Genomic DNA, 26,745 nt, shown 5'->3' with positions numbered 1-26,745 from the left:
GGCTCCCTGGAGTTGGTTAGAGATCAAAGGCTTCGCTGTCTATTTCCGGCGGTTTTTCCAGCGGCAGCACAAAGCGGAAGCTGGCACCGCCGTTAGCGCCGTTTTCCGCCCAAATGCGGCCGCCGTGCACTTCAATAATGGCACGGCAAATCGCTAACCCCAAACCTACGCCGGGAATGGCCGATTCTTTATTGCCGCGGGAAAACTTATCGAAGATAAGCTGTTTTTTCCCTTCAGGAATGCCTGGGCCATCGTCCCAGACTTCGACTTCCAACCAGTCGGGCAGCGTATGGGCGCGAATGCCGATAGTAGCATCGATACCGGCGTATTTATTGGCATTTTCCAACAGGTTAGTGAAAACCCGCTCCAGCAGGCTGCCGTCGCAATTAACCAATATCAGCTCCGGCGGCAGCTCAACCTTGATCTGGTGTTGGGTCATCAGCGGTTCCAGCATGTGCAGCGAAGCGCCGACGATCTCCTCCAGCGACTGCCACTCTTTTCGCAGATTAAAGCCACCGGATTGAATGCGTGCCATATCCAGCAGGTTGTTCACCAGCCGGGTGGTGCTCAATACCTGCTGGCGGATCTGACTGGCCTGCGGTGCATGGTTGGAGCCTTCCGCGGCCAGATCGAGCGTCAGAATTTCCGCCTGGCCGAACAGCACCGTCAGCGGTGTGCGCAAATCGTGGGACAGCGCCGCCAGCAGCGAGTTGCGCAGCTGTTCCCGTTCGGCGTCCAGTTTGGCTTCCTCGGCGCTGCGCGCCAGATGCAATCGTTCCAGCGCGCTGGCGATTAGCACCGCAAAGGTTTGCAGCAGCCGCTGTTGTTCCGGCACCATCAGTTGGCGCAGGTTACTGGGTTCGATAGCCAGCAGGCCGAAGGTTTGTTTCGACGTGGTGAGCGGGAGCAGTTGATAAGGCACGCCAGGCAAGGTGTCGGTACCGGCGCCAGCCGGCATGCCCTTGTCGAAACTCCAACGGGCGATAGCCTCATCCACCGACAGCAGCCCGCCCGTTTCGCCAACCATTTGCTGCAGCTTGCCGTCTTCCTGCGGCAGCAGCAGGACAGTTTTGGCCTGGAAGCTGCTGGAAAGGAAGTGGCGGCTGGTTTTGGCGATATCTTCGGTGGTCAGCGCCTGGCTCAGCCCACGAGATATTTCATACAGGTGCCGAGCTCTTTGCTCGCGATAACGGGCCACTCGCGCCTGATAACGCACGCCGGCGGTCAGATTGCCGATGGTGATACCGACGATCAGCATGACGCCGAAGGTCAGCAGATACTGCATATCGCTGACGGCAAACGACCATTCAGGCTGGACGAAAAACAGATCAAAGCTGGCGACGTTAATCACCGCCGCCAGTACCGAGGGCCAACGGCCGAAGAACAGCGCGACGATCGCCACCCCGAGCAGATACACCATCACCAGGTTGGCCTGGTCAAAGCCCGGCAACAACCATTGGGAGAGCAGGGTGATCAGGGCGCAGAGTGCAACGGCCACGGCGCAGCCGCGCAATTGCATGCGCCATTTTTCGGTAAAGTTGCGGCCATCATGTTCTTTCCCCTGCGGCACTGGGGTGTCGTTTTCCAGCGCGACGATCACCAGATCCAGATCGGGTCCCAGGCGACCGAGACGATCGGCAAAGCTGCCGCGCAGTTTCCAGCGTTGTTCGCTGCGGCGGCCGATAATGATTTTGCCCAAGTTATGTTCGCGGGCATAGCGCAACACCGCACGTTCTTCATAAGGTTCAGACAGGGTAGCGGTTTCAGCCCCCAACTCCTGCGCCAGCCGCAGCGCCCGCAGGATCGCCCGGCGTTGATTCTCCGGCAAACGGTGCAGTTTCGGTGTTTCTACATATACCGCGTGCCAGTGGCAACCCAATCGGGCCGCCAGCCGCGCCGCGATACGCACCAGTTTCTCATTGCCGCTGCTATGCCCCACGCACAGCAAAATGCTGTCGCGAGTGTGCCATACGCGCTCGCGGCCCTGAGTATCGCGAAAGGCGCGCATCTGGTCATCAACGCGGTCGGCGGTGCGGCGCAGCGCCAGTTCGCGCAGCGCGATCAGATTGCCCTTGCGGAAAAAGTGCTCGATGGCGCGCTCGGCCTGGCCGGGAATGTACACCTTGCCTTCATTTAATCGCTGACGAAGATCGTCTGGCGGCAGGTCAACCAGCACCACCTCGGTGGCCTCGTCGAACACGTGATCGGGCACCGTTTCACGTACCCGCACGCCGGTCACGCCGCCGACCACGTCGTTCAGGCTTTCCAGATGTTGGACATTGACGGTGGTCAGCACGTCGATACCGGCGTCCAACAGCTCTTCCACATCCTGCCAGCGCTTCGGATGGCGCGAACCGTAGGCGTTACTGTGCGCCAGCTCATCCATCAGGATCAGTGCCGGGTGGCGTGCCAGCGCGGCATCGAGATCAAATTCCTGCACTAAGCGTCCGCGATGCTGGATGCGTTTTTGCGCCAGCAGATCCAAGCCGTTCAGCAGCGCTGCGGTTTCGCTGCGGCCATGGGTTTCCACCACGCCGACCAGCACGTCCAACCCCTGGCTGCGCAGCCGCTGGGCTTCCTGCAGCATGGCGTAGGTTTTGCCCACCCCGGCACAGGCGCCGAAGAAAACCTTCAACCGGCCGCGGGGCTTTTCATTGGCCAGCGCCAGCAGGCTGTCAGGGTCAGGGCGTTGTTGTTCCTCATCCACCATCGGAGTTCCTTTTGCAGCAATGTACCCGTCATACTGCAAGCTGCTTGGGTGTTGGCTGCCTTCACTCACCCCAGGAACGATCTTGAGTAAGCTCCTGGGGATTCACTCAGTTGCCGCCTACAAGCAACTCGAATTATTTTGGGTATATATATCGGGTTCGGCACGCCTAACCCGATACTTATCCTTTAACACGCAACGGATTATTTCAATGCGTCGAGCGCCAGGTTCAATTTCAGCACGTTTACCACCGACTCGCCCATAAAGTTGGGGGTGGCCTGATCGGTGCTTTGATCAATCAGCTTGGCGATTTGCTCCGGCGGTAGTTGGCGCGCCGCCGCAACCCGGGCCAGTTGATATTGCGCCGCCGCGAGAGAGATCTGCGGATCCAGTCCGCTCCCCGAAGCCGTCAGCAGATCGACCGGGATCGGGCCCTTCATCGTCGGGTTGGCCAGACGTAATTGCGCGGCACGCTCGGCGATGGCTTTATCCAGCGCCGGGTTGGTGGCGGCCAGGTTGCTGCCGGCGGACGCCATCGCATTATAGGCCGAATCGCCGGTGGCAGAAGGGCGGCCCCAGAAATACTCGGGTTTGGTAAAGTTTTGGCCGATTAACGCGGAGCCGACCACCTTATCGCCCTGATACAGCAGCGAACCGTTGGCCGCGCCGGAAAACAGCAGCTGCGAAATTCCGGTCGTCAGCAACGGGTAGGCGATACCGGTAATCAACGTCAGCAGGATCAACATTACCAACGAAGGGCGTAAATAAGACATTTTCATTTCCTCTCAATGATTAACCGGCGACGTGCAAGGCGACCAGGATCAGGTCGATCAGCTTGATGCCGACAAAAGGCACCAACAGACCGCCCACGCCATAGAGCCACAGGTTGCGTCGCAGCAGTGCAGCGGCGCTCATCGGTTTATAGCTCACCCCTTTCAGCGCCAGCGGGATCAGGAATACGATCACCAGGGCGTTGAAGATCACCGCCGACATAATGGCGGAGGCTGGGGAGTGCAAATGCATCACGTTCAGGGCGTTAAGCTGCGGATAGGTTGCCGCAAACGCCGCCGGGATAATGGCGAAATACTTGGCCACGTCGTTGGCGATGCTGAACGTGGTCAGTGAACCGCGCGTCATCAGCATTTGTTTGCCGATGTGCACCACTTCAATCAACTTGGTCGGGTTAGAGTCCAGATCGACCATGTTGCCCGCCTCTTTGGCGGCCTGAGTGCCTGAGTTCATCGCCACCGCCACATCAGCCTGAGCCAGCGCTGGGGCATCATTGGTGCCGTCACCGGTCATCGCCACCAGGCGGCCTTCCGCCTGATATTGGCGAATCAACGCCAGCTTGGCTTCCGGTGTCGCTTCCGACAGGAAGTCATCTACCCCGGCTTCGGCGGCGATCGCGGCGGCGGTCAGTGGGTTATCACCGGTGATCATCACCGTTTTGATGCCCATTTTACGCAGCTCGGCGAAACGCTCTTTAATGCCGCCCTTGACGATATCCTTCAGCGCTACCACGCCCAATACGCGCGGGCCTTCTGCTACCACCAGCGGTGTGCCGCCAGTGCGCGCCACGCTGGCGACCAGTTCGTCTACCGCCTGCGGGAAGTGGCCCTGATTGGACTCCACGTGACGACGAATGGCGTCCACCGCCCCTTTGCGTATCATGCGGTCCTGCACGTTGACGCCGCTCATGCGCGTTTGGGCGGAGAAGGGCACGAAAGTGGCGTTCAGCGCCTGCAGGTCACGTTCGCGCAGGTTGAAGCGTTGCTTCGCCAGCACCACGATGCTACGGCCTTCCGGCGTTTCGTCCGCCAGGGATGACAGTTGGGCCGCGTCGGCCAGATCTTGCTCCTTCACGCCCGGCGCAGGCAAGAACTCGGAGGCCTGACGGTTACCCAGCGTAATGGTGCCGGTTTTGTCCAGCAGCAGCACATCAACGTCACCAGCGGCTTCCACCGCGCGCCCGCTGGTGGCGATCACGTTGGCCCCCAGCATTCGGCTCATCCCGGCCACGCCAATGGCCGACAGTAACCCGCCGATGGTGGTAGGGATCAGGCAGACCAGCAGCGCCACCAGCACGGTAATGGTGACTACCGAACCGCCGTTGGCGGCGTCCACGCTGTACTGCGAGAACGGAAACAGCGTCGCGGTCGCCAGCACGAACACGATGGTCAGTGCGACCAGCAGAATGGTCAACGCTACTTCGTTCGGGGTTTTACGCCGTTTGGCGCCTTCCACCATGGCGATCATCCTGTCGAGGAAGGTTTCGCCCGGGTTAACGCTGCACTGCACCACCAGCCAGTCGGACAGCACGCGGGTACCGCCGGTCACCGACGAGAAGTCACCGCCGGATTCGCGGATCACCGGGGCAGATTCGCCGGTAATGGCGCTTTCGTCCACGGAGGCGCCACCTTCCAGCACTTCGCCGTCGCAGGGGATGGTATCGCCGGCTTCCACCAGTACGATGTCACCCTTACGCAGGCTTTCGGCTGACACTTTCTCGGTGGCACCATCACGGCGCGGCGCGGACAATTTTTTCGCCCAACTGGTTTTCTTGGTGCCCCTCAGGCTTTCCGCCTGGGCTTTGCTGCGCCCTTCGGCCAGCGCTTCGGCAAAGTTGGCGAACAGCACGGTGAACCACAGCCACAGCGCGATACTGCCGGTGAAAGCCGCGCTGCCGTCGGTCTGTCCGGTGAGGATCGCCAGCCAGATGGCCGTAGTCAGGATGCTGCCTATATACACCACGAACATCACCGGGTTACGCCACTGGGTGCGTGGATCCAGCTTTTTCAGCGCATCGATCAGCGCGGTACGGACCAGTGCCGGTTCAAACAGCGCACGTTGTTTGCGAGTCATCTCTTAATCTCTCTCTTTATTTCATTCCCTATGGATTTCGAGTTGCAGCTAGGCACCCAACTCGCTCATCCCCAGGCGCTTACTTGAGTAAGTAACTGGGGTGAGCGAGTGCCAGGTAACAACGCTGCGGCTCGAAAGGCGACGGGAATGCGCCTGTTATTTGGCCAGCCAAAGTTGCAAATGTTCGGCCACCGGTCCCAGCGCCAGCGCCGGTACGAAGGTCAATGCGCCCACCAGCAGCACGGTGCCGATCAGCAGACCGATAAACAGCGGCCCGTAGGTTGGCAGAGTACCGTTGCCCGCTGGCTGACGTTTCTTCGCACACAGCGAACCGGCAATGGCCAGCACCGGCAGGATCACCCCAAAGCGGCCGACGAACATGGCGAAGGCCAGCAGCAGGTTATAGAACGGCGTATTGACGCTCAGGCCGGCAAAGGCGCTACCGTTATTGTTGGCGGCGGAAGACAGCGCATACAGCACTTCGCTGAAGCCGTGCGCGCCCGGGTTAAGGATGCCTGCACGACCGGCGTCGGTGGCGATGGCCAGCGCCGTGCCCAACAGCACCAGCGTCGGCGTGACCAGGATCGCCAGAGCGGTCATTTTCATGTCGTAGACGTCAATCTTTTTGCCCAGGTATTCCGGTGTGCGCCCGATCATCAGCCCGGCAATAAACACCGTCAGCAGGACGAACAACAGCATGCCGTACAGGCCCGAGCCCACACCGCCAAACACCACTTCGCCAATCTGCATCAGCCACATCGGCACCATGCCGCCCAGCGCGGTGAAGGAGTCATGCATCGCATTGACCGCACCGCAGGACGCCGCGGTGGTCACCACCGAGAACAGGCTGGTGGCGAGAATGCCAAAGCGCGACTCCTTGCCTTCCATATTGATGTTGCTGGCACTGCCCAATTCGCCCAGATGAGGGTTACCCGCCAGTTCGGCGAACATCACCACCACCACGGCAACCACGAAGATCAGCGCCATCGCCCAGATCAGCGCGTGGCCCTGGCGGTTTTCACCGGCAACCTGACCGAAAGCAAAACACAACGCGCAGGGGATCAGGAAGATCGCCAGCATTTGCACAAAGTTGGTCAGCACGGTCGGGTTTTCGAACGGGTGAGCCGAGTTGGCGCCGAAGAAACCGCCGCCATTGGTGCCGAGCATCTTGATCGCTTCCTGAGAGGCCACAGGCCCCATCGGCAGCGTCTGCTGCGCGCCTTCCAGCGTGTTGATGTGCAGGTAGGGCAGGAAGTTTTGCAGCGTGCCCTGGCTGACGAAGAACAAAGCGATCAACAGCGAAATCGGCAGCAGCACATACAGCGTTACGCGGAACATATCGATCCAGGCGTTGCCGATAGTGGCGCTGGAACGACGGGTGAAGGCGCGGATCAACGCGAAGGCCACGGCGATACCGGTCGCGGCGGACAGGAAGTTCTGCACCGCCAGGCCGGCCATTTGGCTGAGATAGCTGAGAGTGCTTTCACCGCTGTAGGCTTGCCAGTTGGTGTTGGTGACAAAGCTGACCGCGGTATTGAACGCCAGATCCCAGGACAGGCCGGGGAAGCCCTGTGGGTTAAGCGGCAGCGAGCCTTGTGCCATCAGCAACGCGAACAGCAGCACCAGACCGAGCAGGTTAAACCACAGGATCGCCAGTGCGTATTGCCACCAGTTCATTTCGGCGGGGGTTGTGCCACAGCAACGCCAAATGCCGGCTTCCAGCCGACGCAGCGCCGGCAGCGGCTCTCCTTCAATCAGGCGTGCCAGGAAACCGCCCAGCGGTCGCGCCAGCAGCAGAAGCACCAGCAGGAAGCTGGCAATCAATAAAAAGGCTGAAGCTGCCATCAGAAATCCTCCGCATTGAACAGGGCATAAACCAGATAGCCCAACAGCAGCAGAACCAACAGCGCACCACCAATAACGCTGATACTCACGGGACACCTCCAGAGGTGTAGTTTTTGATAGAGCGAGTGTAGAGAGGGCGGTAGAAAGAAGATGAAAAAATAGCGTTGGCCGGTGTAAAAAAAGTATAAAAATGGCTGAAATTACAGCAGAAAATGGCTTTTTAGCCTCGATTTTGGGGGGCGTAGCGCGATTAGACTCCTGTTTGGGGGCGTGAAGATGAAGGTTTGCGTAAACAGGGCGTAAATAACCACAATGTAACCAATGGTTAGTTAATTATTAACCTTGATGTAACAAAATTACGGATTAGGCGAATTATTTGCGATTTTTTGTGCGATTCAGTGGTCGGATGAGTAGTAAACTTTCATCAATTGCGCTAAAATTTTGTCCAGTTACCAAATGGTCTTGTTTCTATTGTTTACGCCAGCGCTGTTTCGCAGTAAATCAACGGCCAGGCGTTTTTGAGGAGGTTCGCATGTCTACTTATCACGCTTATTCATTGCATCGGATTCTCCTGCGCCGCAGCGCAGTGATCCTGGCAGGTGTGTTGGCTTTACCGGTAATGCTGTTCCGCAGCGACCGCGCCCGTTTTTACAGCTATTTGCACCGCGTCTGGTCAAAAACCAGCGATAAGCCGGTCTGGCTGCAACAGGCGGAACTGGCGTCCTGCGATTTCTACTGATCGCAGCTTGCCCCAAAGAAAACCCTCGCTTTCCAGCGGGGGTTTTTTTATGGCTGCGGTTCGGGCATGGTGTCGATAGCGTTCGTGTCATAGCGCGAATTCTTCTACACTTTTAGTCACATCCAACGCTGCGGGAGCCTATCAATGAGTGACAAAATTCCAGTCGGTATCAGCGCTTGCCTGCTTGGCGAGACGGTGCGTTTTGACGGCGGCCATAAACGGCTGGCCTTTGCGGTGGAACAACTGGCCCCTTTTGTGCGGTTTGAGCCGATTTGCCCGGAAATGGCCATCGGTTTACCGACCCCGCGCCCGGCGCTGCGGTTGATCAAAAAACAACATCATGTGGCACTGCGCCACAGCAATGACGATAGCATTGACGTAACCGAGCGCATGCAGCAGTTTTCCGAGCAGCGAATCGCCGCTTTGCAGCACCTGTGCGGCTACATTGTTTGCGCCAACTCGCCAAGCTGCGGCATGGAGCGGGTCCGTCTGTATGATGAGAACGGTAGCGGCGCGCGTAAAAGTGGCGTCGGATTGTTCACCGCCGAGCTACTGCGGCAAATGCCCTGGCTGCCGGTGGAGGAGGACGGGCGGCTGAACGACGCCACACTGCGGGAAAACTTTGTCGAACGCGTTTATGCGCTGTATGAGTTAAACATGCTGTGGCGTAAAGGCCTGAGCCGCGGCGGCCTGATCGCCTTTCACAGTCGCTATAAGCTGTCGCTGTTGGCGCATTCGCAGCAGGAATACCGGGAGCTTGGGCGTTTTGTGGCGGGCATCGATAAATGGGATTCGCTGGAAGCCTTCACCCTCGAATACCGCAGTCGCCTGATGAAACTGCTGGCGCACAAGGCTACCCGTCGTAACCACACCAACGTATTGATGCATGTGCAGGGCTATTTCCGCAATCATCTGAGCTCAGCGCAGCGCCAGGAACTGGCGCAGTTGATCGATCGTTATCGGCAGGGGGTGCAGCCGTTGTTGGCACCGATAACCCTGCTCAAACATTACATGGCCGAATACCCCGATCGTTATCTGGCCGACCAACGCTATTTCGAGCCCTATCCCGAGGCGCTGCGCCTGCGTTATGGCCACTGATTGACAAGGAGTTTTATGACCACGCATCTGGTCTGGTTGCGTAACGATTTGCGTATCACCGACAACAAAGCCCTGCACGCCGCCTGTAGCGATCCCGAAGCTCGGGTGCTGGCGGTGTTTATCGCCACGCCGCAACAATGGCAGCAGCACCAAATGGCGCCACGTCAGGCGGCGTTTATCCATGCGGGTTTGCTGCAGGTGCAGCAGGCCCTTGCCGAGCGCGGCATTCCCCTTAGCTATCACCAATGCGACGACTTCTCAGCTGCAGTGGATTGGCTGGTGGCGTACTGCACACAGGAGCGGGTGGATGCGCTGTTTTACAATCGCCAGTACGAAATCAACGAGCGCCAGCGCGATCAACGGCTGGAACAGCGTTTAGTCGGGCAGGTGATTTGCCAGAGTTTCGACGACAGCCTGCTGCTGCCGCCGGGGAGCGTGCAAACCGGCGGCGGTGAAATGTACAAGGTCTATACGCCTTTTCGTAAAGCCTTTATCCAGCGTCTGACCGAATCCGACATCCGCTCTGTTCCCGCACCTAAACCGCGAGCTGGTGGCGCACTGCCCACCCCTGCGGTACCCGAGGCGTTCGATTATCCACCGGCAGAGCCGACCGGGGATTTTCCAAGCGGGGAAGAGGCGGCTTTGCAGCGATTACGTTCTTTTTGCCGGGAGCAGGTGCAAGACTATCTTCAGCAGCGCGATCTGCCGGCCATTGATGGTACCAGCGGCCTGTCGCCCTATTTGGCGATTGGCGTGTTGTCACCGCGCCAATGCTTTAACCGCCTGCGTGCTGAATGCCCACAGGTGCTGGAAAATCCCGACGGCGGCGCTTTTGGCTGGCTGAATGAACTGATCTGGCGCGAGTTTTATCGGCATTTGATGGTGGCCTATCCTGCGTTATGCAAGCACCGTCCCTTTATCGATTGGACGGATAAGGTACGCTGGCGGAACGACCGTGAGCTGCTGCAGGCCTGGCAGCAGGGCGCCACCGGCTATCCGATCGTTGATGCCGCTATGCGCCAATTGAATAAAACCGGCTGGATGCATAACCGGTTACGCATGATCAGCGCCAGTTTTCTGGTGAAAGACTTACTGATCGACTGGCGCGAAGGTGAGCGCTATTTCATGTCGCAACTGCTGGACGGCGATCTGGCGGCCAACAACGGCGGTTGGCAGTGGGCGGCCTCCACCGGTACCGACGCCGCGCCGTATTTCCGCATTTTTAACCCGACTACTCAGGGCGAACGTTTTGATCCGCAAGGCACTTTTATCCGTAAATGGTTGCCCGAGCTGGCGGATGTACCGGACAATGCTATCCATCAACCCCATCGCTGGGCAGAACAACAGCAGCGCGTGCTGGATTATCCGCTGCCGATTGTCGACCACAAGCAGGCGCGGCTGGAAACGCTGGCGGCCTTTGAGGCGGCGAAGCGCGGGGAATATTAAGGCAACAGCAAGGAGCGAAATAATGATGAAAAAGGTGCTGGCCCTGTGCCTGAGCGGCTATTCAGCCCTGGCGCTGGCCGGTTTTGACGTGGTGGCGCTGGGCGTGGATGGCGGCGTTAGCGACGGCAATCTGACCTCTTATCTGATCCGCAGCGACAACCAACCGCAGTATCTGGCGCTGGATGCCGGCTCGTTGTTACCGGGTATTGCTAAAGGGCTGGAGAAGGGGAGTTTCCCGCAGGTGACCCCTGAACTGGCGGCGCCTTATACTCCGCAGGGTTATGTATTCCGCCAACTGATCGGCGCTTACTTTATCAGCCATGGTCATCTGGACCACGTGGCGGGGTTGATAATCGGTTCGCCGGAGGACAGCAAGAAGAATATCTATGCCCAGGCCGATACCATTCTGACCCTGCGCAATCATTACTTTAACTGGAAGGCCTGGCCCAACTTCACCGATTCCGGCAACGGATCGCGGTTGGGGACTTACCGGCTGCAAACCGTGCGCCCGCAGCAGCGTGTGACCCTGGGCGTGACCGGTTTGAGCGGCGTAATGTATCCGCTCAGCCACGATCGGTATCCTTCTTCGATGCTGCTGGTCTCCGATCGCAGCGGCTCTTTCGCCTATTTCGGCGATACCGGCCCGGATGCGCTTGAGCAGTCGCGCAATCTGGACGGCGCCTGGCGCGTGTTGGGGCCGCTCATCGAGCAGAAAAAGCTGAAAGGCATGATCATCGAAAGCTCCTATCCCAACGAGGTTGAAGATAAAAATCTCTACGGGCACCTGACGCCGGCATGGTTGTTGAAAGAGTTGAAAAATTTGACCCAGTACAGTGGGGGAGAAGAATCGCTGAAGGATTTCCCGGTGGTGATCAGCCATATCAAACCCAGCCTGAAGCAAGGCCAAGATGTGCGGGCGACCATCAAGCAACAGTTGGAACAGGGCAACGATCTGGGCGTGAAATTTATCCTGATGGAACAGGGTGACCGCCAGACATTTTGAATTGAAGAGAGAATTTTTATGCGTAACCTCGATCTTGAAAAGTTGATCAACACCGAACTGAATACCGTCGCGTTTCAGGATTACGGCCCTAATGGGTTGCAGGTGGAAGGGCGGCCCCATGTGCAGCGTATCGTTACCGGCGTTACCGCCTGTCAGGCGCTGCTGGATGCGGCGGTGGAACACCAGGCCGACGCCGTTGTGGTACATCACGGCTATTTCTGGAAAAACGAGGCACCCTCGGTACGTGGCATGAAGCGCAATCGGCTGAAAACGCTGTTGAGCAATGATATCAATCTTTACGCTTATCACCTGCCGCTGGACGCGCATCCGGTGTTGGGCAACAACGCGCAGCTGGCGCATCAACTTGGCATTCGGGTGATTGGCGAAGTGGAGCCACTAGTGCCGCATGGCGAATTCGAGCAGCCGCTGACCGGCGTTGAACTGCAGCAACGTATTGAGAGCCGCCTCGGACGGGCCGTTCTGCACTGTGGTGATAACGCCCCGGCGCATATCCGCCGTGTGGCCTGGTGCACCGGTGGCGGTCAGGGCTTTATCGACAGCGCCGCGCGATTTGGCGTCGATGCTTTCATTACCGGAGAGGTTTCTGAGCAAACCATTCACAGCGCGCGTGAAATGGGCATTCACTTTTTTGCCGCCGGGCATCATGCCACTGAACGCGGTGGCGTCAAGGCGCTGGGTGAATGGCTGGCCGAGCAGCATGGTTTTGATGTGACCTTTATCGATATCCCGAATCCCGCCTGATTTCCCTCCGAGGATCCAGCCCGGTTTATACCGAGGCTGAATCCTTTTAATAGCCTAATCCCTTATTTTCTCGAAGGTTGTTCTATTGACAGCCGGAGCGCTGTCGCGCATAACTGATGTGTTTTCATCGCGATAATAATAAGGAGAAAAGGGTGCAACGAGCACGATGTTACCTGTTAGGTGAACGCGCGGTAGTGCTTGAACTGTCGCCGCCGGTGACGCTGCCAAGCCAGCAGCGGATTTGGGCGCTGGCCGAAAAGCTGAATCATCATCCCGACGTGCGCGAAGTGGTGCCCGGCATGAACAACCTTACGCTGTTGCTGAAGACGCCGCAGGCCGACGCCGAAAAGATGTTAGCGCTGTTGCAACAGGGATGGGACAGCGAGGAGATCCTGGTGCCGGAATCACGTCAGGTGGATATTCCGGTGATCTACGGCGGCCAGGACGGGCCCGATCTGGATGAGGTCGCGCGCCACACCGGCATGACTCCGCAGCAGGTAGTGGAGTGCCACTCCTCTGCGGATTACGTAGTCTATTTCCTTGGTTTTCAACCTGGTTTCTCCTACATGGGCGGCATGCCGGACAAGTTGGCAACGCCGCGCCGTGCCGAACCGCGCCTGTCGGTGGCTGCCGGCTCCGTGGGTATCGGTGGCAGTCAGACCGGTATTTATCCGCTGGTGACGCCCGGCGGCTGGCAGTTAATCGGCCGTACACCTCTGGCGCTGTTTAATCCCTATGAAATGCCGCCCACCCTGCTGCGCCCTGGCGACAGCGTGCGGTTTGTGCCACAGAAGGAGGGCGTATGCTGAAGATCCTGCGTGCGGGCATTTACACCACGGTGCAGGATTTGGGCCGTAACGGTTTCCGTCGTCTGGGCGTCAGCCAGGGCGGCGCGCTCGACGAACCCGCGTTGAGGATCGCCAACCTGCTGGTGGGTAACGATACGAATGCCGCCGGGCTGGAAATCACCCTCGGGCAATTTAGCGCCGAATTTACCCGGCCAGGCTGGATCGCGCTGACCGGCGCCGGTTGTGATGCGCAACTGGACGGCAAGCCGCTGTGGACCGGCTGGCGTTATCAGGTCAGTGCGGGCCAACAGCTGATGTTGAAAATGCCAAAACGTGGCATGCGCAGTTATCTGGCGATAGACGGTGGCATCGCCGTGCCGGAAATACTCGGTTCACGCAGCACCGACAACAAAGCCGCTTTTGGCGGGCTGGAAGGGCGTAACCTGCGAGATGGCGACTGCCTGCCGTTGGGAGCGGGGCGCGAATTGCAAAAGCAAAGCACCGGCGTGAAACAACTGTTGTTCAACAACCGTATCCGGGCCCTGCCGGGGCCGGAATATGACGAATTCAGCGAAGAGGCGAAAGAGTCTTTCTGGCGTACTGCCTGGCAACTGAGCCCGCAGAGCAACCGCATGGGCTACCGTTTGCACGGCAGCAGCGCGCTGAACCGTACCACCGAACGCGAAATGTTGTCGCATGGCCTGTTGCCGGGCGTGGTGCAGGTGCCGCATAACGGTCAGCCTATCGTGTTGATGGCCGATGCTCAAACTACCGGTGGTTACCCGCGCATTGCCTGCGTGATCGAAGCCGATCTCTATCATTTGGCGCAAATCCGTCTGGGCGAAGCTATCCACTTTGTACCCTGTACCCTGGCCCAGGCGCAGCGCGCCAAGGCCGAACAGGAGCACTTTATCCAACAGATTGCCTGGGGGTTAGATGAACGTTGATTTGAATGCCGATCTTGGCGAGGGCTGCGCTAACGATCAGACGCTGCTGCAATTGGTCAGTTCGGCCAATATCGCCTGCGGTTTTCACGCCGGAGATGCGCAAACCATGCGCCAGTCGGTGCGTTGGGCGCTGCAGTACGGCGTGGCGATTGGCGCGCATCCGAGTTTTCCCGATCGCGAGAACTTTGGTCGTACCCGCATGCAGTTGCCGCCGGAAACGGTGTATGCGCAGGTGGTGTATCAACTCGGTGCGCTGGCGGCGATCGCCCGTGCAGAAGGCGGGGTAATGGTGCACGTGAAGCCACACGGCATGTTGTACAACCAGGCGGCCGTGGAGCCGGCGCTGGCGGAAGCCATTGCCCGCGCGGTTAAAGCAGTCGATCCGGCTTTGCGCCTGGTGGGGCTGGCGGGCAGCGAACTGATCCGCGCCGGTGAAAAGCAAGGTTTGGCGACGCGACAAGAGGTCTTTGCCGATCGCGGTTATCAGGCCGATGGCACGCTGGTACCACGGGGCCAGCCAGGGGCTTTGATTACCAGCGACGAACTGGCGCTGGCGCAAACGCTAGAAATGGTACGCCATCATCGGGTGCGAACTCTGGACGGCACCTGGGCCGCCGTTCGGGCCGAAACCGTCTGCCTGCATGGCGACGGTGAACATGCGCTGGAATACGCGCGCACGCTGCGCCAACGTTTTGCCGTGGAAGGCATTAACGTCAGCGCAGAATAAAAATAATTAAATATACACAACACACAACACAATAATACCCAATGGATTTCGAGTCACCGCCAGGCAGCAAGGGGGGAAATCTCCAGGAGCTTACTTAAGTAAGTGACTGGCGTTTGCCCATGCAGCTAACAACGCTGTGGCTTGAAAGACGAGGGGGAAAAGGAAGGCGCTATGGAACAGGTTGTTAACTTATGGCCACTGATTGGCATTGCCGCCATCGTGGTCGGGTTTGTTTTACGCTTTAACCCCGTGCTGGTGGTGATTGTCGCCGGCATTATCACCGGGCTGGCGGCATTGATGCCGCTGGATGTGATCCTGGAAAAACTCGGTGAGGGCTTCTTGAATACCCGTAACCTGCCGCTGATCCTGCTGCTGCCGTTGGCGGTGATCGGTTTGCTGGAACGCCACGGTTTGAAAGAGCGTGCACAGGCATGGATCGCCAAGATCAAAAGCGCCACCGCTGGACGTTTGTTGATCGTCTATCTGTTCGTGCGTGAAATTACTGCCGCCATGGGGCTGACCAGCCTGGGCGGGCACCCGCAAATGGTGCGTCCGCTGCTGGCACCCATGGCGGAAGGGGCTGCGGAAAACCGTTACGGTGAGCTGCCGGAGCGTACGCGTCACCGCCTGCGTGCCATGTCTGCCGCGACGGATAACGTCGGGTTATTCTTTGGCGAAGACATTTTTGTGGCCTTCGGCGCGATCATCTTCATGCACAACTTTATGCTGGAATCCGGCGGTATCCAGACCGAGCCGCTGCATATCGCCTTGTGGGGCATTCCCACCGCTATCTTCGCCTTCCTGATCCATGCGTTTCGACTTTACCGGATGGATAAGCAGCTCAGTGCTGAATTGTCGCAGCTTAATCAGGCGGCACTGCAGGCCAAAGGAGATGCCCAATGACTTTCCAACAACAATATCTCTATTGGCTGGCTGGCGTGGTGCTGCTGATTGTCGCCGTGATGTCGTTCCGCGATCGCGCCAACCCGCGGCGTATTACCACCGGTTTGTTCTGGGCGTTGTACGGTGTGGTGTTCCTGGTTGGCGACTGGACCTATAGCCTGTTGGGCGACGTGCTGGGGGAGGGCAGCAACGAAAAACGCATGCTGCATATTATCGTCGGCGTGGTGGTCGTGGTGATGGCGTTGATCGCCGGCTTTGGCGGTGTGCGTCTAGGTAGCTATCATCAACGTACCCCACAGCAGCGCGAAGAGAGCGCGAAACGTCTGGGTAACCGGCTGTTTATTCCGGCACTGGCCATCCCGGTGGTGACGGTGATTGGCGTGCTGCTGTTCAACAATATTCCGGCATTGCAAACGGCAGTATTCGGCAGCGGTAACCACGCAACCTTGATTACTCTGTTCTCGATGACCGTCGGTTGTTTGCTGGGGTTGGTCATTGCGGTGAAAATGACCCATGAGAAAGCGCTGCAGCCGATTCAGGAAGCGCGCCGCCTGCTGGACTCCATCGGTTGGGCGTTTATTTTGCCGCAAATCCTCGCCACGCTGGGCCTGCTGTTTACCACCGCAGGCGTCGGTACCGCCATCTCTCATCTGACTCAAGAGTATCTGGCGGTGGATAACCGCTTTATCGCGGTGGCGGTTTATGCCATCGGTATGGCACTGTTGACTATGGTGATGGGTAACGCCTTTGCCGCTTTTCCTATCGTCACCGCCGGTATCGGTATTCCGATCCTGGTGCTGCAACACGGTGGTAACCCGGCGGTGATGGCGGCCATCGGCATGTTTTCCGGCTATTGCGGCACGCTGATGACGCCAATGGCTGCTAACTTTAATATTGTACCGGCGGCGTTGCTGGAATTGCCGGACAAGAATGCGGTGATCAAGGCTCAGGTACCGACCGGGGTGCTGCTGCTGCTGGTGAACGTGTTCCTGCTTTATTTCCTGATGTTCCTTTAAGGAGAACGCATGCAAAAGGTATTGATCACGGGCTTTGAGCCCTTTGGCGGCGAGCGCGTTAATCCTTCGTGGGAAGTGGTAAAGCAACTCAATGATATGGAGCTTTCCGGCGCGCGCATTATTGCGCGCCAGCTGCCTTGCGTATTCGGCGCGGCGCTGGAAGCGCTCAATGAGGCGATTGATGACGTGCAGCCAGTGATGGTGTTAGCTATCGGCCAGGCCGGTGGACGGACTGACATTACGCTGGAACGCGTGGCAATCAATATCGACGATGCGCGTATTCCGGATAATCAGGGGCAGCAGCCGATAGACGAGCCTATCGTTGAAAAGGGGCCTGCGGCTTATTTCAGTACCTTGCCCGTCAAGGCTATGGTCGAGGCGATGCGTGAAGCGGGTATCCCTGCTTCGGTATCGCAAACGGCCGGCACCTACGTTTGCAACCATGTGATGTACGGCTTGTTGCACCGTTTGAGCAAACAGCAGGCGATCAAGGGCGGGTTCATTCATATCCCTTATCTACCGGAGCAGGCTGCTGCCCATCCTGGTGCCCCCAGCATGGCGGCAGCCACGGTCCTGTTTGCACTGGAATTGGCCGTTTCCATTGCGCTGCAGGTTGAACACGATTTGAAAGTCGTCGGCGGCGCGACGCATTAATCGCCGTTTTTACCCCGGCGCGGTTTGTCGCGTCGGGGCTACTCAGGAGTGATTCTATGCCGGAAGGACCGGAGATTCGCCGGGCGGCAGATGCATTGGCGGCGGCGGTGATCGACCAGCCGTTGACCGACGTCGGTTTTGCCTTTCCCCAGCTTAAACACTATCGCGACCGGTTAATCGGTGAGCGGATCATTGCTATCGAACCGCGCGGCAAGGCGTTACTGACTCACTTTTCCAATGGGCTGACGCTTTATAGCCATAACCAATTGTATGGCGTGTGGAAGGTGGTGAACGCGGGGGAAACGCCGGAAACCAAACGGGGTCTGCGCGTACGGCTGGAAACGGCGGAGCGGGCAATTCTGTTGTACAGCGCGTCAGATATTACCCTGGGGCCGCGCGAAGAAATTGAACAGCATCCGTTTTTGCAACGTATCGGCCCCGACGTGCTGGATATGACGCTGACGGAAAACGCGGTAGAACAGCGACTGTTGTCGCCGAGGTTTCGTCGCAGGCAACTGGGTGGCATGTTGCTCGATCAGGCGTTTCTCGCCGGGCTGGGCAATTACCTGCGCGCCGAAATTCTCTGGCAGGCCGAACTGGCACCGCAGCATAAGCCGCAGGATCTGTCTCCGGAGGCTTTGCAACGGCTGGCAAAGGCCCTGCTGGCGGTACCGAGGCTGTCTTACCAGACTCGCGGGCAGGTGGATGAGAACCGTCATCACGGCGCGTTATTCAGTTTCAAGGTGTTTCACCGCAGCGGTGAACCCTGTGAACGTTGCGGCGCGTTGATCGTCCGTACCTCGTTGTCGTCGCGGCCGTTTTATTGGTGTCCAGGCTGTCAGAAATAGCAAAAAAAAGCCGCCCATCGGGCGGCTTGTGCTGCTTTATGTAGGGTAAAGCGGCGTTATTTGTTTTTCACCTGGGATTTGAAATCGCGTTCGGCATAGCCGGTGTACAGCTGGCGCGGACGGGCAATCTTGATGCCTTCGTCGTGCATTTCGTTCCAGTGTGCAATCCAGCCGATGGTACGGGCGATGGCGAAGATTACGGTGAACATGGATGAAGGAATACCCATTGCCTTCAGAATGATGCCTGAGTAGAAGTCGACGTTCGGGTACAGCTTCTTCTCGATGAAGTACGGGTCGTTCAGCGCGATGTGTTCCAGCTCCATCGCCACTTCCAGCAGGTTGTCGTCCTTCTTGTTCAGTTCTTTCAGCACTTCGTGACAGGTTTCGCGCATCACGGTGGCGCGTGGGTCGTAGTTCTTGTACACGCGGTGGCCAAAGCCCATCAGGCGGAAGGAGTCGTTCTTGTCCTTGGCGCGCTTGATAAACTCAGGGATGTGCTCAACGGTTTTGATCTCTTCCAGCATTTTCAGCGCGGCTTCGTTGGCGCCGCCGTGTGCCGGCCCCCACAGGGAGGCGATACCGGCCGCGATACAGGCAAACGGGTTAGCGCCTGAAGAACCTGCGGTACGTACGGTAGAGGTGGAAGCGTTCTGCTCGTGGTCTGCGTGCAGGATCAGGATGCGATCCATTGCGCGTTCCAGCACAGGGTTCACCACGTATTCTTCACACGGGGTTGCGAACATCATGTGCAGGAAGTTACCGGCGTAGGACAGGTCGTTACGTGGGTAAACGAACGGCTGGCCCAGGGAATATTTATAACACATGGCCGCCACGGTAGGCATTTTGGACAGCAGGCGGAACGCGGTGATCTCGCGGTGACGCTCGTTGTTGACGTCCAGCGCATCGTGGTAGAACGCCGCCAGGGCACCGGTCACGCCGCACAGTACTGCCATTGGGTGCGAGTCGCGGCGGAAACCACGGAACAGATGGGTAATCTGGTCGTGGATCATGGTGTGGCGGGTTACGGTTGTTTTAAAGGTTTCGAACTCTTCTGCGGTTGGGGTCTCGCCGTACAGCAGGATGTAGCACACTTCCAGGTAAGAAGACTCTTTCGCCAGCTGTTCAATCGGGAAACCGCGGTGCAGCAGCACGCCTTTGTCACCGTCGATAAAGGTGATTTTTGATTCGCAGGAAGCGGTAGAGGTAAAGCCGGGATCAAACGTGAAATAACCTTTGGAGCCCAGGGCGCGGACATCGAGGACATCGGGGCCCAGTGTCGGGGATAATACGCCCAGTTCGATTGGAGCTTCACCATCATTAATGGTTAGCGTCGCTTTCTTATCAGTCATTTACTGTCTCCTTAGCGCCTTATTTTAAAAACCTCTAACAACTGAAATACCTTAATTCTCCTCAGGTTGCCCGCAAAAAATGGTGCGGACGCTAACTCTGTGAGCGACTGCGCAAATGCGCGGGTAGGGTACAGAGTGCTAACCAGGCGAACGAGGCGGGTGACCAGTTGTTAACGATTCATCGGAATTCGTTATATTCTGTTAATCTTACCTACGACGTGTTCGGGGGTTGTTGAACCTATCCCAATAAACTGTTTTATATGCCTTATTTTGTTTAATCTGCGGCGAACTGCTGCAAACATGTCCGGCAAAAACCGCCATTGGGATAGGTTCTGCCAAATACACTGTTGCATATCTTGAACACAGGGGGAAGTGTATCTGCTGACCTATAGCGCATCATAGGACCGTTTGTGCCCCTATATGTAATGGAATTGTTGATCTCTTGTCAAATCAGATAATTAATTTTGTGCCAATTGTGAAATTCGTGATCTAAATCACTGTTCGGGGGAAATGTTACCAAAGGGATTGTATGGGAATTGTAATCAGAATGTGATCCTCCTATACTGCCGCCAGGTCTCCGGGATACCCTGAAGTAGGAGCACCCAGCGTTATAACTACGCGCCGTTTAAGCACAGAGGATGTTGTTGTTTGAGCGCGTGACGTGTGAGGGTTTTGGCTCTTAACGCTGTCTGATCCCCGCCCAGGCCGGAGGAAGGAAAATAATAAGAGCTGTGTGGGCAAAAACGTGAAAAAACAAAGACCTGTCAACCTGGATCTGCAAACGATCCGGTTTCCCGTAACTGCGATAGCGTCCATCTTACACCGAGTCTCTGGCGTAATTACCTTCGTTGCCGTGGGTATCCTCCTCTGGCTGCTGGGCCTGTCTCTCTCTTCCCAAGAGGGGTTCATGCAGGCTGCCGCCATCATGAATAGCTTCGTTGTCAAATTCATATTCTGGGGCATCCTCACGGCGCTGGCCTATCACATTTGCGGTGGTATTCGCCACTTGTTAATGGATTTTGGCTATATCGAAGAGAGTTTAGCTGCCGGTACCCGTTCTGCCCAGGTGGCGATCGGTCTGACCGTCGTGCTGTCAGTTCTGGCTGGAGTCCTCGTATGGTAAACAATGTTTCTGCATTAGGACGCAACGGCGTACACGACTGGTTGTTACTGCGTGCTTCCGCTATCGTCATCACCCTGTATGTTCTGTATATCCTGGGCTTCTTCGTTACGGCTCCGGATCTCACCTACGAAATCTGGCGCGGCTTCTTCGCCACCTCTATTACGAAAGTGTTCACTCTGCTGACGCTGCTGTCGATTCTGGTTCACGCCTGGGTCGGTTTGTGGCAGGTATTGACGGATTACGTCAAACCTTTGGCGGTACGTCTGGTGTTGCAACTGGCGATTGTTGTCGTGTTGCTGGTCTATTTACTGTACGGAACAATCGTAGTGTGGGGTGCATAAGATGAAACTGCCGATCAGAGAATTTGATGCTGTAGTTATCGGTGCAGGCGGCGCAGGTATGCGCGCGGCACTGCAAATTTCTCAAGCAGGCTCCAGCTGTGCCCTGCTGTCCAAAGTATTCCCGACCCGTTCCCATACCGTGTCTGCGCAGGGCGGTATCACCGTTGCGCTGGGTAACAACCACGATGATAACTGGGAATGGCATATGTATGACACGGTGAAAGGTTCCGATTATATCGGTGACCAGGACGCCATTGAATATATGTGTAAAACCGGCCCGGAAGCGGTTCTGGAGCTGGAACATATGGGCCTGCCGTTCTCCCGTACGGACGAAGGCCGCATTTATCAGCGTCCGTTCGGCGGCCAGTCACTGAACTTCGGTGGCGCACAGGCGGCACGCACCGCTGCGGCGGCTGACCGTACCGGTCACGCGTTGCTGCACACCCTGTACCAACAGAATTTGAAAAACCACACTACTATCTTCTCCGAGTGGTATGCGCTGGATCTGGTGAAAAACCAGGATGGCGCAGTGGTTGGCACCACGGCTATCTGCATCGAAACCGGTGAAGTGGTTTACTTCAAAGCCAAGGCCACCGTGCTGGCGACTGGCGGTGCGGGCCGTATTTACCAGTCCACCACCAACGCCCATATCAACACCGGCGACGGTGTCGGCATGGCGCTGCGCGCCGGCGTGCCGGTGCAGGACATGGAAATGTGGCAGTTCCACCCGACCGGCATCGCCGGCGCCGGGGTCTTGGTGACCGAAGGTTGCCGTGGCGAAGGCGGTTATCTGCTGAACAAACACGGCGAGCGTTTCATGGAGCGCTATGCGCCGAACGCCAAAGACCTGGCGGGCCGTGACGTCGTAGCCCGTTCTATCATGATTGAAATCCGCGAAGGCCGCGGCTGTGACGGTCCATGGGGCCCACACGTCAAGCTGAAGCTGGATCACCTGGGCAAAGAAGTGCTGGAATCCCGTCTGCCGGGCATTCTGGAACTGTCGCGCACCTTCGCGCACGTCGACCCGGTGAAAGAGCCGATTCCGGTTATCCCAACCTGCCACTACATGATGGGCGGTATTCCGACCAAAGTGACCGGCCAGGCGTTGACCGTGAACGAAAAAGGCGAAGACGTGGTGATCCCGGGTCTGTTCGCCGTGGGCGAAATTGCCTGCGTTTCAGTGCACGGTGCCAACCGTCTGGGCGGCAACTCGTTGCTGGACCTGGTGGTATTCGGTCGTGCCGCCGGCATGCATTTGCATGAGTCTCTGGCGGAGCAGGGCGAAAGCCGTGATGCCAGCGATTCTGATGTAGAGGCGTCGCTGGATCGTCTGAACCGCTGGAACAACACCCGTTCCGGTGAAGATCCGGTCGAAATCCGTAAGGCGCTTCAAGCCTGCATGCAGCACAACTTCTCGGTATTCCGCGAAGGCGATGCGATGGCGAAAGGCCTGGAAGAGCTGAAAGTGATCCGTGAACGTCTGAAGAACGCACGTCTGGACGATACCTCCAGCGAGTTCAACACCCAGCGCATCGAATGCCTGGAGTTGGATAACCTGATGGAGACCGCGTTTTCCACCGCCGTGTCGGCCAACTTCCGTACCGAAAGCCGTGGCGCACACAGCCGCTTCGACTTCCCGGAACGTGATGACGCCAACTGGCTGTGTCACTCGCTGTATCAGCCGCAATCGGAAAGCATGACGCGTCGTGAAGTGAACATGCAACCGAAGCTGCGCCCGGCATTCCCGCCGAAAGTGCGTTCTTACTAATTGCGGAGATCGATTGATGAAACTCGAATTTTCAATTTATCGCTACAATCCGGATGTTGATGACGCTCCGCACATGCAGGATTACAGCCTGGAAGCGGAAGAAGGTCGCGACATGATGTTGCTGGATGCCTTGATCCTGCTGAAAGAAAAAGATCCTAGCCTGTCGTTCCGTCGTTCCTGCCGCGAAGGCGTGTGTGGTTCCGACGGGATCAACATGAACGGTAAAAACGGCCTGGCGTGCATCACCCCGATCTCGTCGCTGCGTAAAGGCAACAACAAGATTGTGATCCGCCCGCTGCCTGGCTTGCCGGTAGTGCGCGATCTGGTGGTGGATATGGGTCAGTTCTACACCCAGTATGAAAAGATCAAACCTTACCTGCAGAACGACGGCAAGAACCCGCCGGCGCGTGAACACCTGCAATCGCCAGAGCAGCGCGCCAAGCTGGACGGACTTTATGAGTGCATTTTATGCGCTTGTTGTTCGACCTCTTGCCCGTCATTCTGGTGGAACCCGGACAAATTCATTGGCCCGGCTGGCCTGCTGGCGGCATACCGTTTCCTGATTGACAGCCGCGACACGGAAACCGAAGAACGTTTAGACGATCTAGACGACGCTTTCAGTGTTTTCCGCTGCCATAGCATTATGAATTGTGTCAGTGTATGTCCTAAAGGCTTGAACCCGACGCGTGCTATCGGTCATATCAAGTCTATGCTGCTGCAACGCGGCGCATAAGTGGAATGAGATGCTGCGCCGGGCAGTTTCCGGCGCACATCACAAAGGAGGGAGCCTCTAAAAACTGACCCGTGGCTGCGGCACTATGCAGCCAGGTTCGCCCGCCGGTTTTTAGAGGTTCCTTGTAAGGGACCGCAAGGTCCATAGCAGAACGTACCGTAAAAGTACGTCGAGTGAACCGTTTCTACGGCAAACCGTATCCATCACGGTAATTATGTTAACCACGGCGAAAACTAAAGCTTCAAAGCTTAAGGGATCATGATGCAGAACGGCGCAATGAAGGCCTGGCTGGATTCCTCCTATCTGGCGGGCGCGAACCAGTCTTACATAGAACAGCTCTATGAAGACTTCTTAACCGATCCGGGCTCCGTTGAAGATAGCTGGCGTTCCATTTTTCAACAGCTACCAACCGCGGGTGTAAAACCCGATCAGCTTCACTCTCAAACGCGTGACTACTTCCGCCGCCTGGCGAAAGACTCCGCGCGTTACAACACCACCATCAACGACCCAGACACCGATGCCAAACAGGTCAAGGTACTGCAGCTGATTAACGCCTTCCGTTTCCGCGGACATCAGCATGCCAACCTCGATCCGCTCGGTCTGTGGCAGCGTGAGCAAGTTCCTGACCTTGAACCCGCCTATCACAACCTGACCGAAGCCGACTTCCAGGAAACCTTCAACGTGGGTTCTTTCGCTATCGGCAAAGAAACCATGAAGCTGGGCGACCTGTATGCCGCGCTGAAGCAGACTTACTGCGGCTCGATCGGTGCGGAATACATGCACATTACCAACACTGAAGAGAAACGCTGGATCCAGCAGCGTATTGAATCGGTGGTGGGGCACGCCAGCTTTACCGATGATGAGAAACGCCGCTTCCTGAACGAACTGACCGCAGCGGAAGGTCTGGAGCGTTACCTCGGTGCCAAATTCCCAGGGGCGAAACGCTTCTCGCTGGAAGGTGGCGATGCGCTGGTACCGATGCTCAAAGAGATGGTGCGTCACGCTGGCAAGAACGGCACGCGCGAAGTGGTATTGGGCATGGCCCACCGCGGCCGTCTGAACGTGTTGATCAACGTACTGGGCAAAAAACCTGCCGACCTGTTCGACGAGTTTGCCGGCAAGCATAAAGAGCACCTCGGCACCGGTGACGTTAAATATCACCAGGGCTTCTCCTCCGACGTAGAAACCGAAGGCGGCATGGTTCACCTGGCGCTGGCGTTTAACCCGTCGCACCTGGAGATCGTCAGCCCGGTGGTCATGGGCTCAGTTCGTGCTCGTCGTGACCGTCTGGACGAAGCGCGCAGCAATATGGTACTGCCAATCACCATCCACGGTGACGCCGCCATTACCGGCCAGGGCGTGGTTCAGGAAACCCTGAACATGTCGCAGGCTCGCGGCTACGAAGTGGGCGGCACGGTGCGTATCGTGATCAACAACCAGGTTGGTTTCACTACCTCCAACCCGTTGGATGCGCGTTCTACCGAATATTGTACTGACATCGCCAAGATGGTGCAGTCGCCGATCTTCCACGTAAATGCTGACGATCCGGAAGCGGTGGCCTTTGTGACCCGCCTGGCGTTGGATTTCCGTAACACCTTCAAACGTGACGTGATGATCGATCTGGTCTGCTACCGTCGCCATGGGCATAACGAGGCCGATGAGCCAAGTGCAACCCAGCCGATGATGTACCAGAAGATCAAAAAACACCCTACGCCGCGCAAGCTTTATGCTGACGTGCTGACCGAACAAAAAGTCGCCAGCCTGGAAGATGCCACGGAAATGGTCAACCTGTATCGTGATGCACTCGACCGCGGCGATTGCGTGGTTGAAGAGTGGCGTCCGATGAACCTGCATAGCTTTACCTGGTCGCCGTACCTTAACCACGAATGGGATGAAGAGTACCCAAGCAAGGTTGAGATGAAGCGCCTGCAGGAACTGGCCCGCCGCATCAGCACCGTGCCGGAAGCGATCGAAATGCAGTCACGCGTAGCGAAAATCTACGCAGACCGCGCAGAGATGGCGGCAGGCAACAAAGCGTTCGACTGGGGCGCGGCGGAAACGCTGGCCTATGCCACCATGGTCGATGAAGGCATCCCGATTCGCCTTTCCGGCGAAGACGCCGGTCGCGGTACCTTCTTCCACCGCCATGCAGTGGTGCACAACCAGAAAAACGGTTCGGTCTACGTTCCGCTGGCCAATGTTCACAGCGGGCAGGGCGAGTTCAAAGTGTGGGACTCCGTACTGTCGGAAGAAGCCGTACTGGCGTTCGAATATGGTTACGCCACCGCAGAACCGCGCACCCTGACCATTTGGGAAGCGCAGTTCGGTGACTTCGCCAACGGCGCTCAGGTGGTGATCGACCAGTTCATCAGCTCCGGCGAGCAGAAATGGGGCCGTATGTGTGGCCTGGTGATGCTGCTGCCGCACGGTTACGAAGGCCAGGGTCCAGAGCACTCTTCTGCGCGTCTGGAACGTTACCTGCAGCTGTGTGCTGAGCAGAACATGCAGGTGTGCATCCCCTCCACTCCGGCACAGGTCTACCATATGCTGCGTCGTCAGGCGCTGCGCGGTATGCGCCGTCCGTTGGTGGTGATGTCGCCGAAATCTCTGCTGCGTCACCCGCTGGCAACCTCGTCTCTGGAAGAGCTGGCTAACGGCACCTTCCTGCCGGCTATCGGCGAGATCGATGAGTTGGATCCGAAAGCGGTCAAACGCGTGGTCATGTGCTCCGGTAAGGTCTATTACGATCTGCTGGAACAACGCCGCAAGAACGACCAGAAAGACGTGGCTATCATCCGTATCGAGCAGTTGTACCCGTTCCCGCATCAGGCCGTTCAGGCGGTGCTGGAGAAGTATGCTCACGTGCATGATTTCGTCTGGTGTCAGGAAGAGCCGCTGAACCAGGGCGCCTGGTACTGCAGCCAACACAACTTCCGTGAAGTGGTGCCGTTCGGGGCTTCTTTACGTTACGCAGGACGTCCAGCCTCTGCCTCTCCGGCAGTCGGTTACATGTCCGTACACCAGAAGCAGCAGCAGGCTCTGGTTAATGACGCGCTGAATATTGTTAAAGATTAAGGGAAAGCTAA

Annotated in this window: 23 protein-coding genes; 17 read left to right on the top strand and 6 right to left on the bottom strand. The window is 57.5% G+C overall.

What is annotated here, in order from left to right; all coding sequences use genetic code 11:
- Nucleotides 1-16: 16 nt before the first annotated feature.
- The 5 genes from kdpD to AC1RKC_RS16380 all read right to left on the bottom strand — a co-directional run bounded on the left by kdpD (nucleotide 17) and on the right by AC1RKC_RS16380 (nucleotide 7,503).
- On the bottom strand, nucleotides 17-2,710 hold the full coding sequence (gene kdpD, locus AC1RKC_RS16400) for a two-component system sensor histidine kinase KdpD (RefSeq protein ID WP_261138610.1): 2,694 nt from the start codon (nucleotides 2,708-2,710) through the stop codon (nucleotides 17-19).
- A 200-nt stretch (nucleotides 2,711-2,910) separates the two neighbouring features.
- Nucleotides 2,911-3,480: a potassium-transporting ATPase subunit KdpC gene (gene kdpC / locus AC1RKC_RS16395; RefSeq protein WP_493092543.1), complete on the bottom strand. Its 570-nt coding sequence runs from the start codon at nucleotides 3,478-3,480 to the stop codon at nucleotides 2,911-2,913.
- A gap of 19 nt (nucleotides 3,481-3,499) precedes the next feature.
- Complete coding sequence (gene kdpB / locus AC1RKC_RS16390; protein ID WP_493092544.1) at nucleotides 3,500-5,569, bottom strand: potassium-transporting ATPase subunit KdpB; 2,070 nt, start codon at nucleotides 5,567-5,569, stop codon at nucleotides 3,500-3,502.
- Between the two features lie 156 nt (nucleotides 5,570-5,725).
- Nucleotides 5,726-7,414 (bottom strand): potassium-transporting ATPase subunit KdpA, encoded by a 1,689-nt coding sequence (gene kdpA, locus AC1RKC_RS16385; RefSeq protein ID WP_020825657.1) that lies wholly within the window; start codon nucleotides 7,412-7,414, stop codon nucleotides 5,726-5,728.
- Nucleotides 7,414-7,503, bottom strand: a complete 90-nt coding sequence (locus AC1RKC_RS16380) for a K(+)-transporting ATPase subunit F (RefSeq protein ID WP_004949718.1) — start codon at nucleotides 7,501-7,503, stop codon at nucleotides 7,414-7,416. Before AC1RKC_RS16380 ends, kdpA begins: the two co-directional genes overlap by 1 nt.
- A 443-nt stretch (nucleotides 7,504-7,946) precedes the next feature.
- Between AC1RKC_RS16380 and AC1RKC_RS16375 the strand changes: the two genes are divergently transcribed.
- The 12 genes from AC1RKC_RS16375 (at nucleotide 7,947) to nei (ending at nucleotide 18,345) form a co-directional block, all read left to right on the top strand.
- Nucleotides 7,947-8,153 (top strand): YbfA family protein, encoded by a 207-nt coding sequence (locus tag AC1RKC_RS16375; protein ID WP_020825658.1) that lies wholly within the window; start codon nucleotides 7,947-7,949, stop codon nucleotides 8,151-8,153.
- A gap of 144 nt (nucleotides 8,154-8,297) precedes the next feature.
- Nucleotides 8,298-9,251, top strand: a complete 954-nt coding sequence (locus AC1RKC_RS16370) for a YbgA family protein (RefSeq protein ID WP_020825659.1) — start codon at nucleotides 8,298-8,300, stop codon at nucleotides 9,249-9,251.
- Nucleotides 9,252-9,266: 15 nt separating this feature from the next.
- Entirely contained in the window at nucleotides 9,267-10,697 is a 1,431-nt protein-coding gene (gene phrB / locus AC1RKC_RS16365) for a deoxyribodipyrimidine photo-lyase (protein WP_261138605.1), read from the top strand.
- Between the two features lie 22 nt (nucleotides 10,698-10,719).
- Nucleotides 10,720-11,700 carry an MBL fold metallo-hydrolase gene (locus tag AC1RKC_RS16360; protein WP_493092545.1) on the top strand — a complete coding sequence of 327 codons (981 nt, stop codon included), beginning with the start codon at nucleotides 10,720-10,722 and terminating at the stop codon, nucleotides 11,698-11,700.
- A gap of 18 nt (nucleotides 11,701-11,718) precedes the next feature.
- A complete protein-coding gene (locus tag AC1RKC_RS16355; protein ID WP_048759466.1) occupies nucleotides 11,719-12,462 on the top strand; it encodes a type 2 GTP cyclohydrolase I in 744 nt (247 codons plus the stop codon).
- A gap of 152 nt (nucleotides 12,463-12,614) precedes the next feature.
- On the top strand, nucleotides 12,615-13,271 hold the full coding sequence (gene pxpB / locus AC1RKC_RS16350; protein WP_261286640.1) for a 5-oxoprolinase subunit PxpB: 657 nt from the start codon (nucleotides 12,615-12,617) through the stop codon (nucleotides 13,269-13,271).
- Nucleotides 13,265-14,197, top strand: a complete 933-nt coding sequence (gene pxpC / locus AC1RKC_RS16345) for a 5-oxoprolinase subunit PxpC (protein WP_116691002.1) — start codon at nucleotides 13,265-13,267, stop codon at nucleotides 14,195-14,197. Before pxpB ends, pxpC begins: the two co-directional genes overlap by 7 nt.
- Complete coding sequence (gene pxpA / locus AC1RKC_RS16340; protein ID WP_493092546.1) at nucleotides 14,187-14,924, top strand: 5-oxoprolinase subunit PxpA; 738 nt, start codon at nucleotides 14,187-14,189, stop codon at nucleotides 14,922-14,924. Before pxpC ends, pxpA begins: the two co-directional genes overlap by 11 nt.
- Before the next feature lie 171 nt (nucleotides 14,925-15,095).
- Nucleotides 15,096-15,827 (top strand): DUF969 domain-containing protein, encoded by a 732-nt coding sequence (locus AC1RKC_RS16335; protein ID WP_020825666.1) that lies wholly within the window; start codon nucleotides 15,096-15,098, stop codon nucleotides 15,825-15,827.
- Nucleotides 15,824-16,843: a DUF979 domain-containing protein gene (locus AC1RKC_RS16330; RefSeq protein WP_046374264.1), complete on the top strand. Its 1,020-nt coding sequence runs from the start codon at nucleotides 15,824-15,826 to the stop codon at nucleotides 16,841-16,843. Before AC1RKC_RS16335 ends, AC1RKC_RS16330 begins: the two co-directional genes overlap by 4 nt.
- Before the next feature lie 9 nt (nucleotides 16,844-16,852).
- Nucleotides 16,853-17,497: a pyroglutamyl-peptidase I gene (gene pcp, locus AC1RKC_RS16325; protein ID WP_493092547.1), complete on the top strand. Its 645-nt coding sequence runs from the start codon at nucleotides 16,853-16,855 to the stop codon at nucleotides 17,495-17,497.
- A gap of 56 nt (nucleotides 17,498-17,553) precedes the next feature.
- The gene (gene nei / locus AC1RKC_RS16320) at nucleotides 17,554-18,345 is read left to right on the top strand and encodes an endonuclease VIII (RefSeq protein WP_493092548.1); all 792 of its coding nucleotides are present in this window, start codon (nucleotides 17,554-17,556) and stop codon (nucleotides 18,343-18,345) included.
- Nucleotides 18,346-18,401: 56 nt separating this feature from the next.
- Here the strand turns inward: nei and AC1RKC_RS16315 are convergent, their stop codons facing one another.
- Entirely contained in the window at nucleotides 18,402-19,694 is a 1,293-nt protein-coding gene (locus AC1RKC_RS16315; protein ID WP_020825670.1) for a citrate synthase, read from the bottom strand.
- A 733-nt stretch (nucleotides 19,695-20,427) separates the two neighbouring features.
- Here AC1RKC_RS16315 and sdhC point away from each other — a divergent pair.
- The 5 genes from sdhC (at nucleotide 20,428) to sucA (ending at nucleotide 26,734) form a co-directional block, all read left to right on the top strand.
- On the top strand, nucleotides 20,428-20,817 hold the full coding sequence (gene sdhC, locus AC1RKC_RS16310) for a succinate dehydrogenase cytochrome b556 subunit (RefSeq protein ID WP_020825671.1): 390 nt from the start codon (nucleotides 20,428-20,430) through the stop codon (nucleotides 20,815-20,817).
- Nucleotides 20,811-21,158 carry a succinate dehydrogenase membrane anchor subunit gene (sdhD, locus tag AC1RKC_RS16305; protein WP_020825672.1) on the top strand — a complete coding sequence of 116 codons (348 nt, stop codon included), beginning with the start codon at nucleotides 20,811-20,813 and terminating at the stop codon, nucleotides 21,156-21,158. The genes sdhC and sdhD overlap by 7 nt, the downstream gene beginning before the upstream one ends.
- Before the next feature lies 1 nt (nucleotide 21,159).
- A complete protein-coding gene (sdhA, locus tag AC1RKC_RS16300) occupies nucleotides 21,160-22,926 on the top strand; it encodes a succinate dehydrogenase flavoprotein subunit (RefSeq protein ID WP_020825673.1) in 1,767 nt (588 codons plus the stop codon).
- Nucleotides 22,927-22,942: 16 nt separating this feature from the next.
- Nucleotides 22,943-23,659, top strand: a complete 717-nt coding sequence (locus tag AC1RKC_RS16295; RefSeq protein WP_020825674.1) for a succinate dehydrogenase iron-sulfur subunit — start codon at nucleotides 22,943-22,945, stop codon at nucleotides 23,657-23,659.
- Nucleotides 23,660-23,920: 261 nt separating this feature from the next.
- Nucleotides 23,921-26,734 carry a 2-oxoglutarate dehydrogenase E1 component gene (sucA, locus tag AC1RKC_RS16290; RefSeq protein ID WP_493092549.1) on the top strand — a complete coding sequence of 938 codons (2,814 nt, stop codon included), beginning with the start codon at nucleotides 23,921-23,923 and terminating at the stop codon, nucleotides 26,732-26,734.
- The last annotated feature ends 11 nt before the right edge of the window (nucleotides 26,735-26,745 follow it).

This window comes from Serratia sp. GW822-FHT06E05 (genome assembly GCF_058799445.1).
Note: the sequence above shows the minus strand (reverse complement) of the source record. Positions and strands in the feature narration are given on the sequence as shown.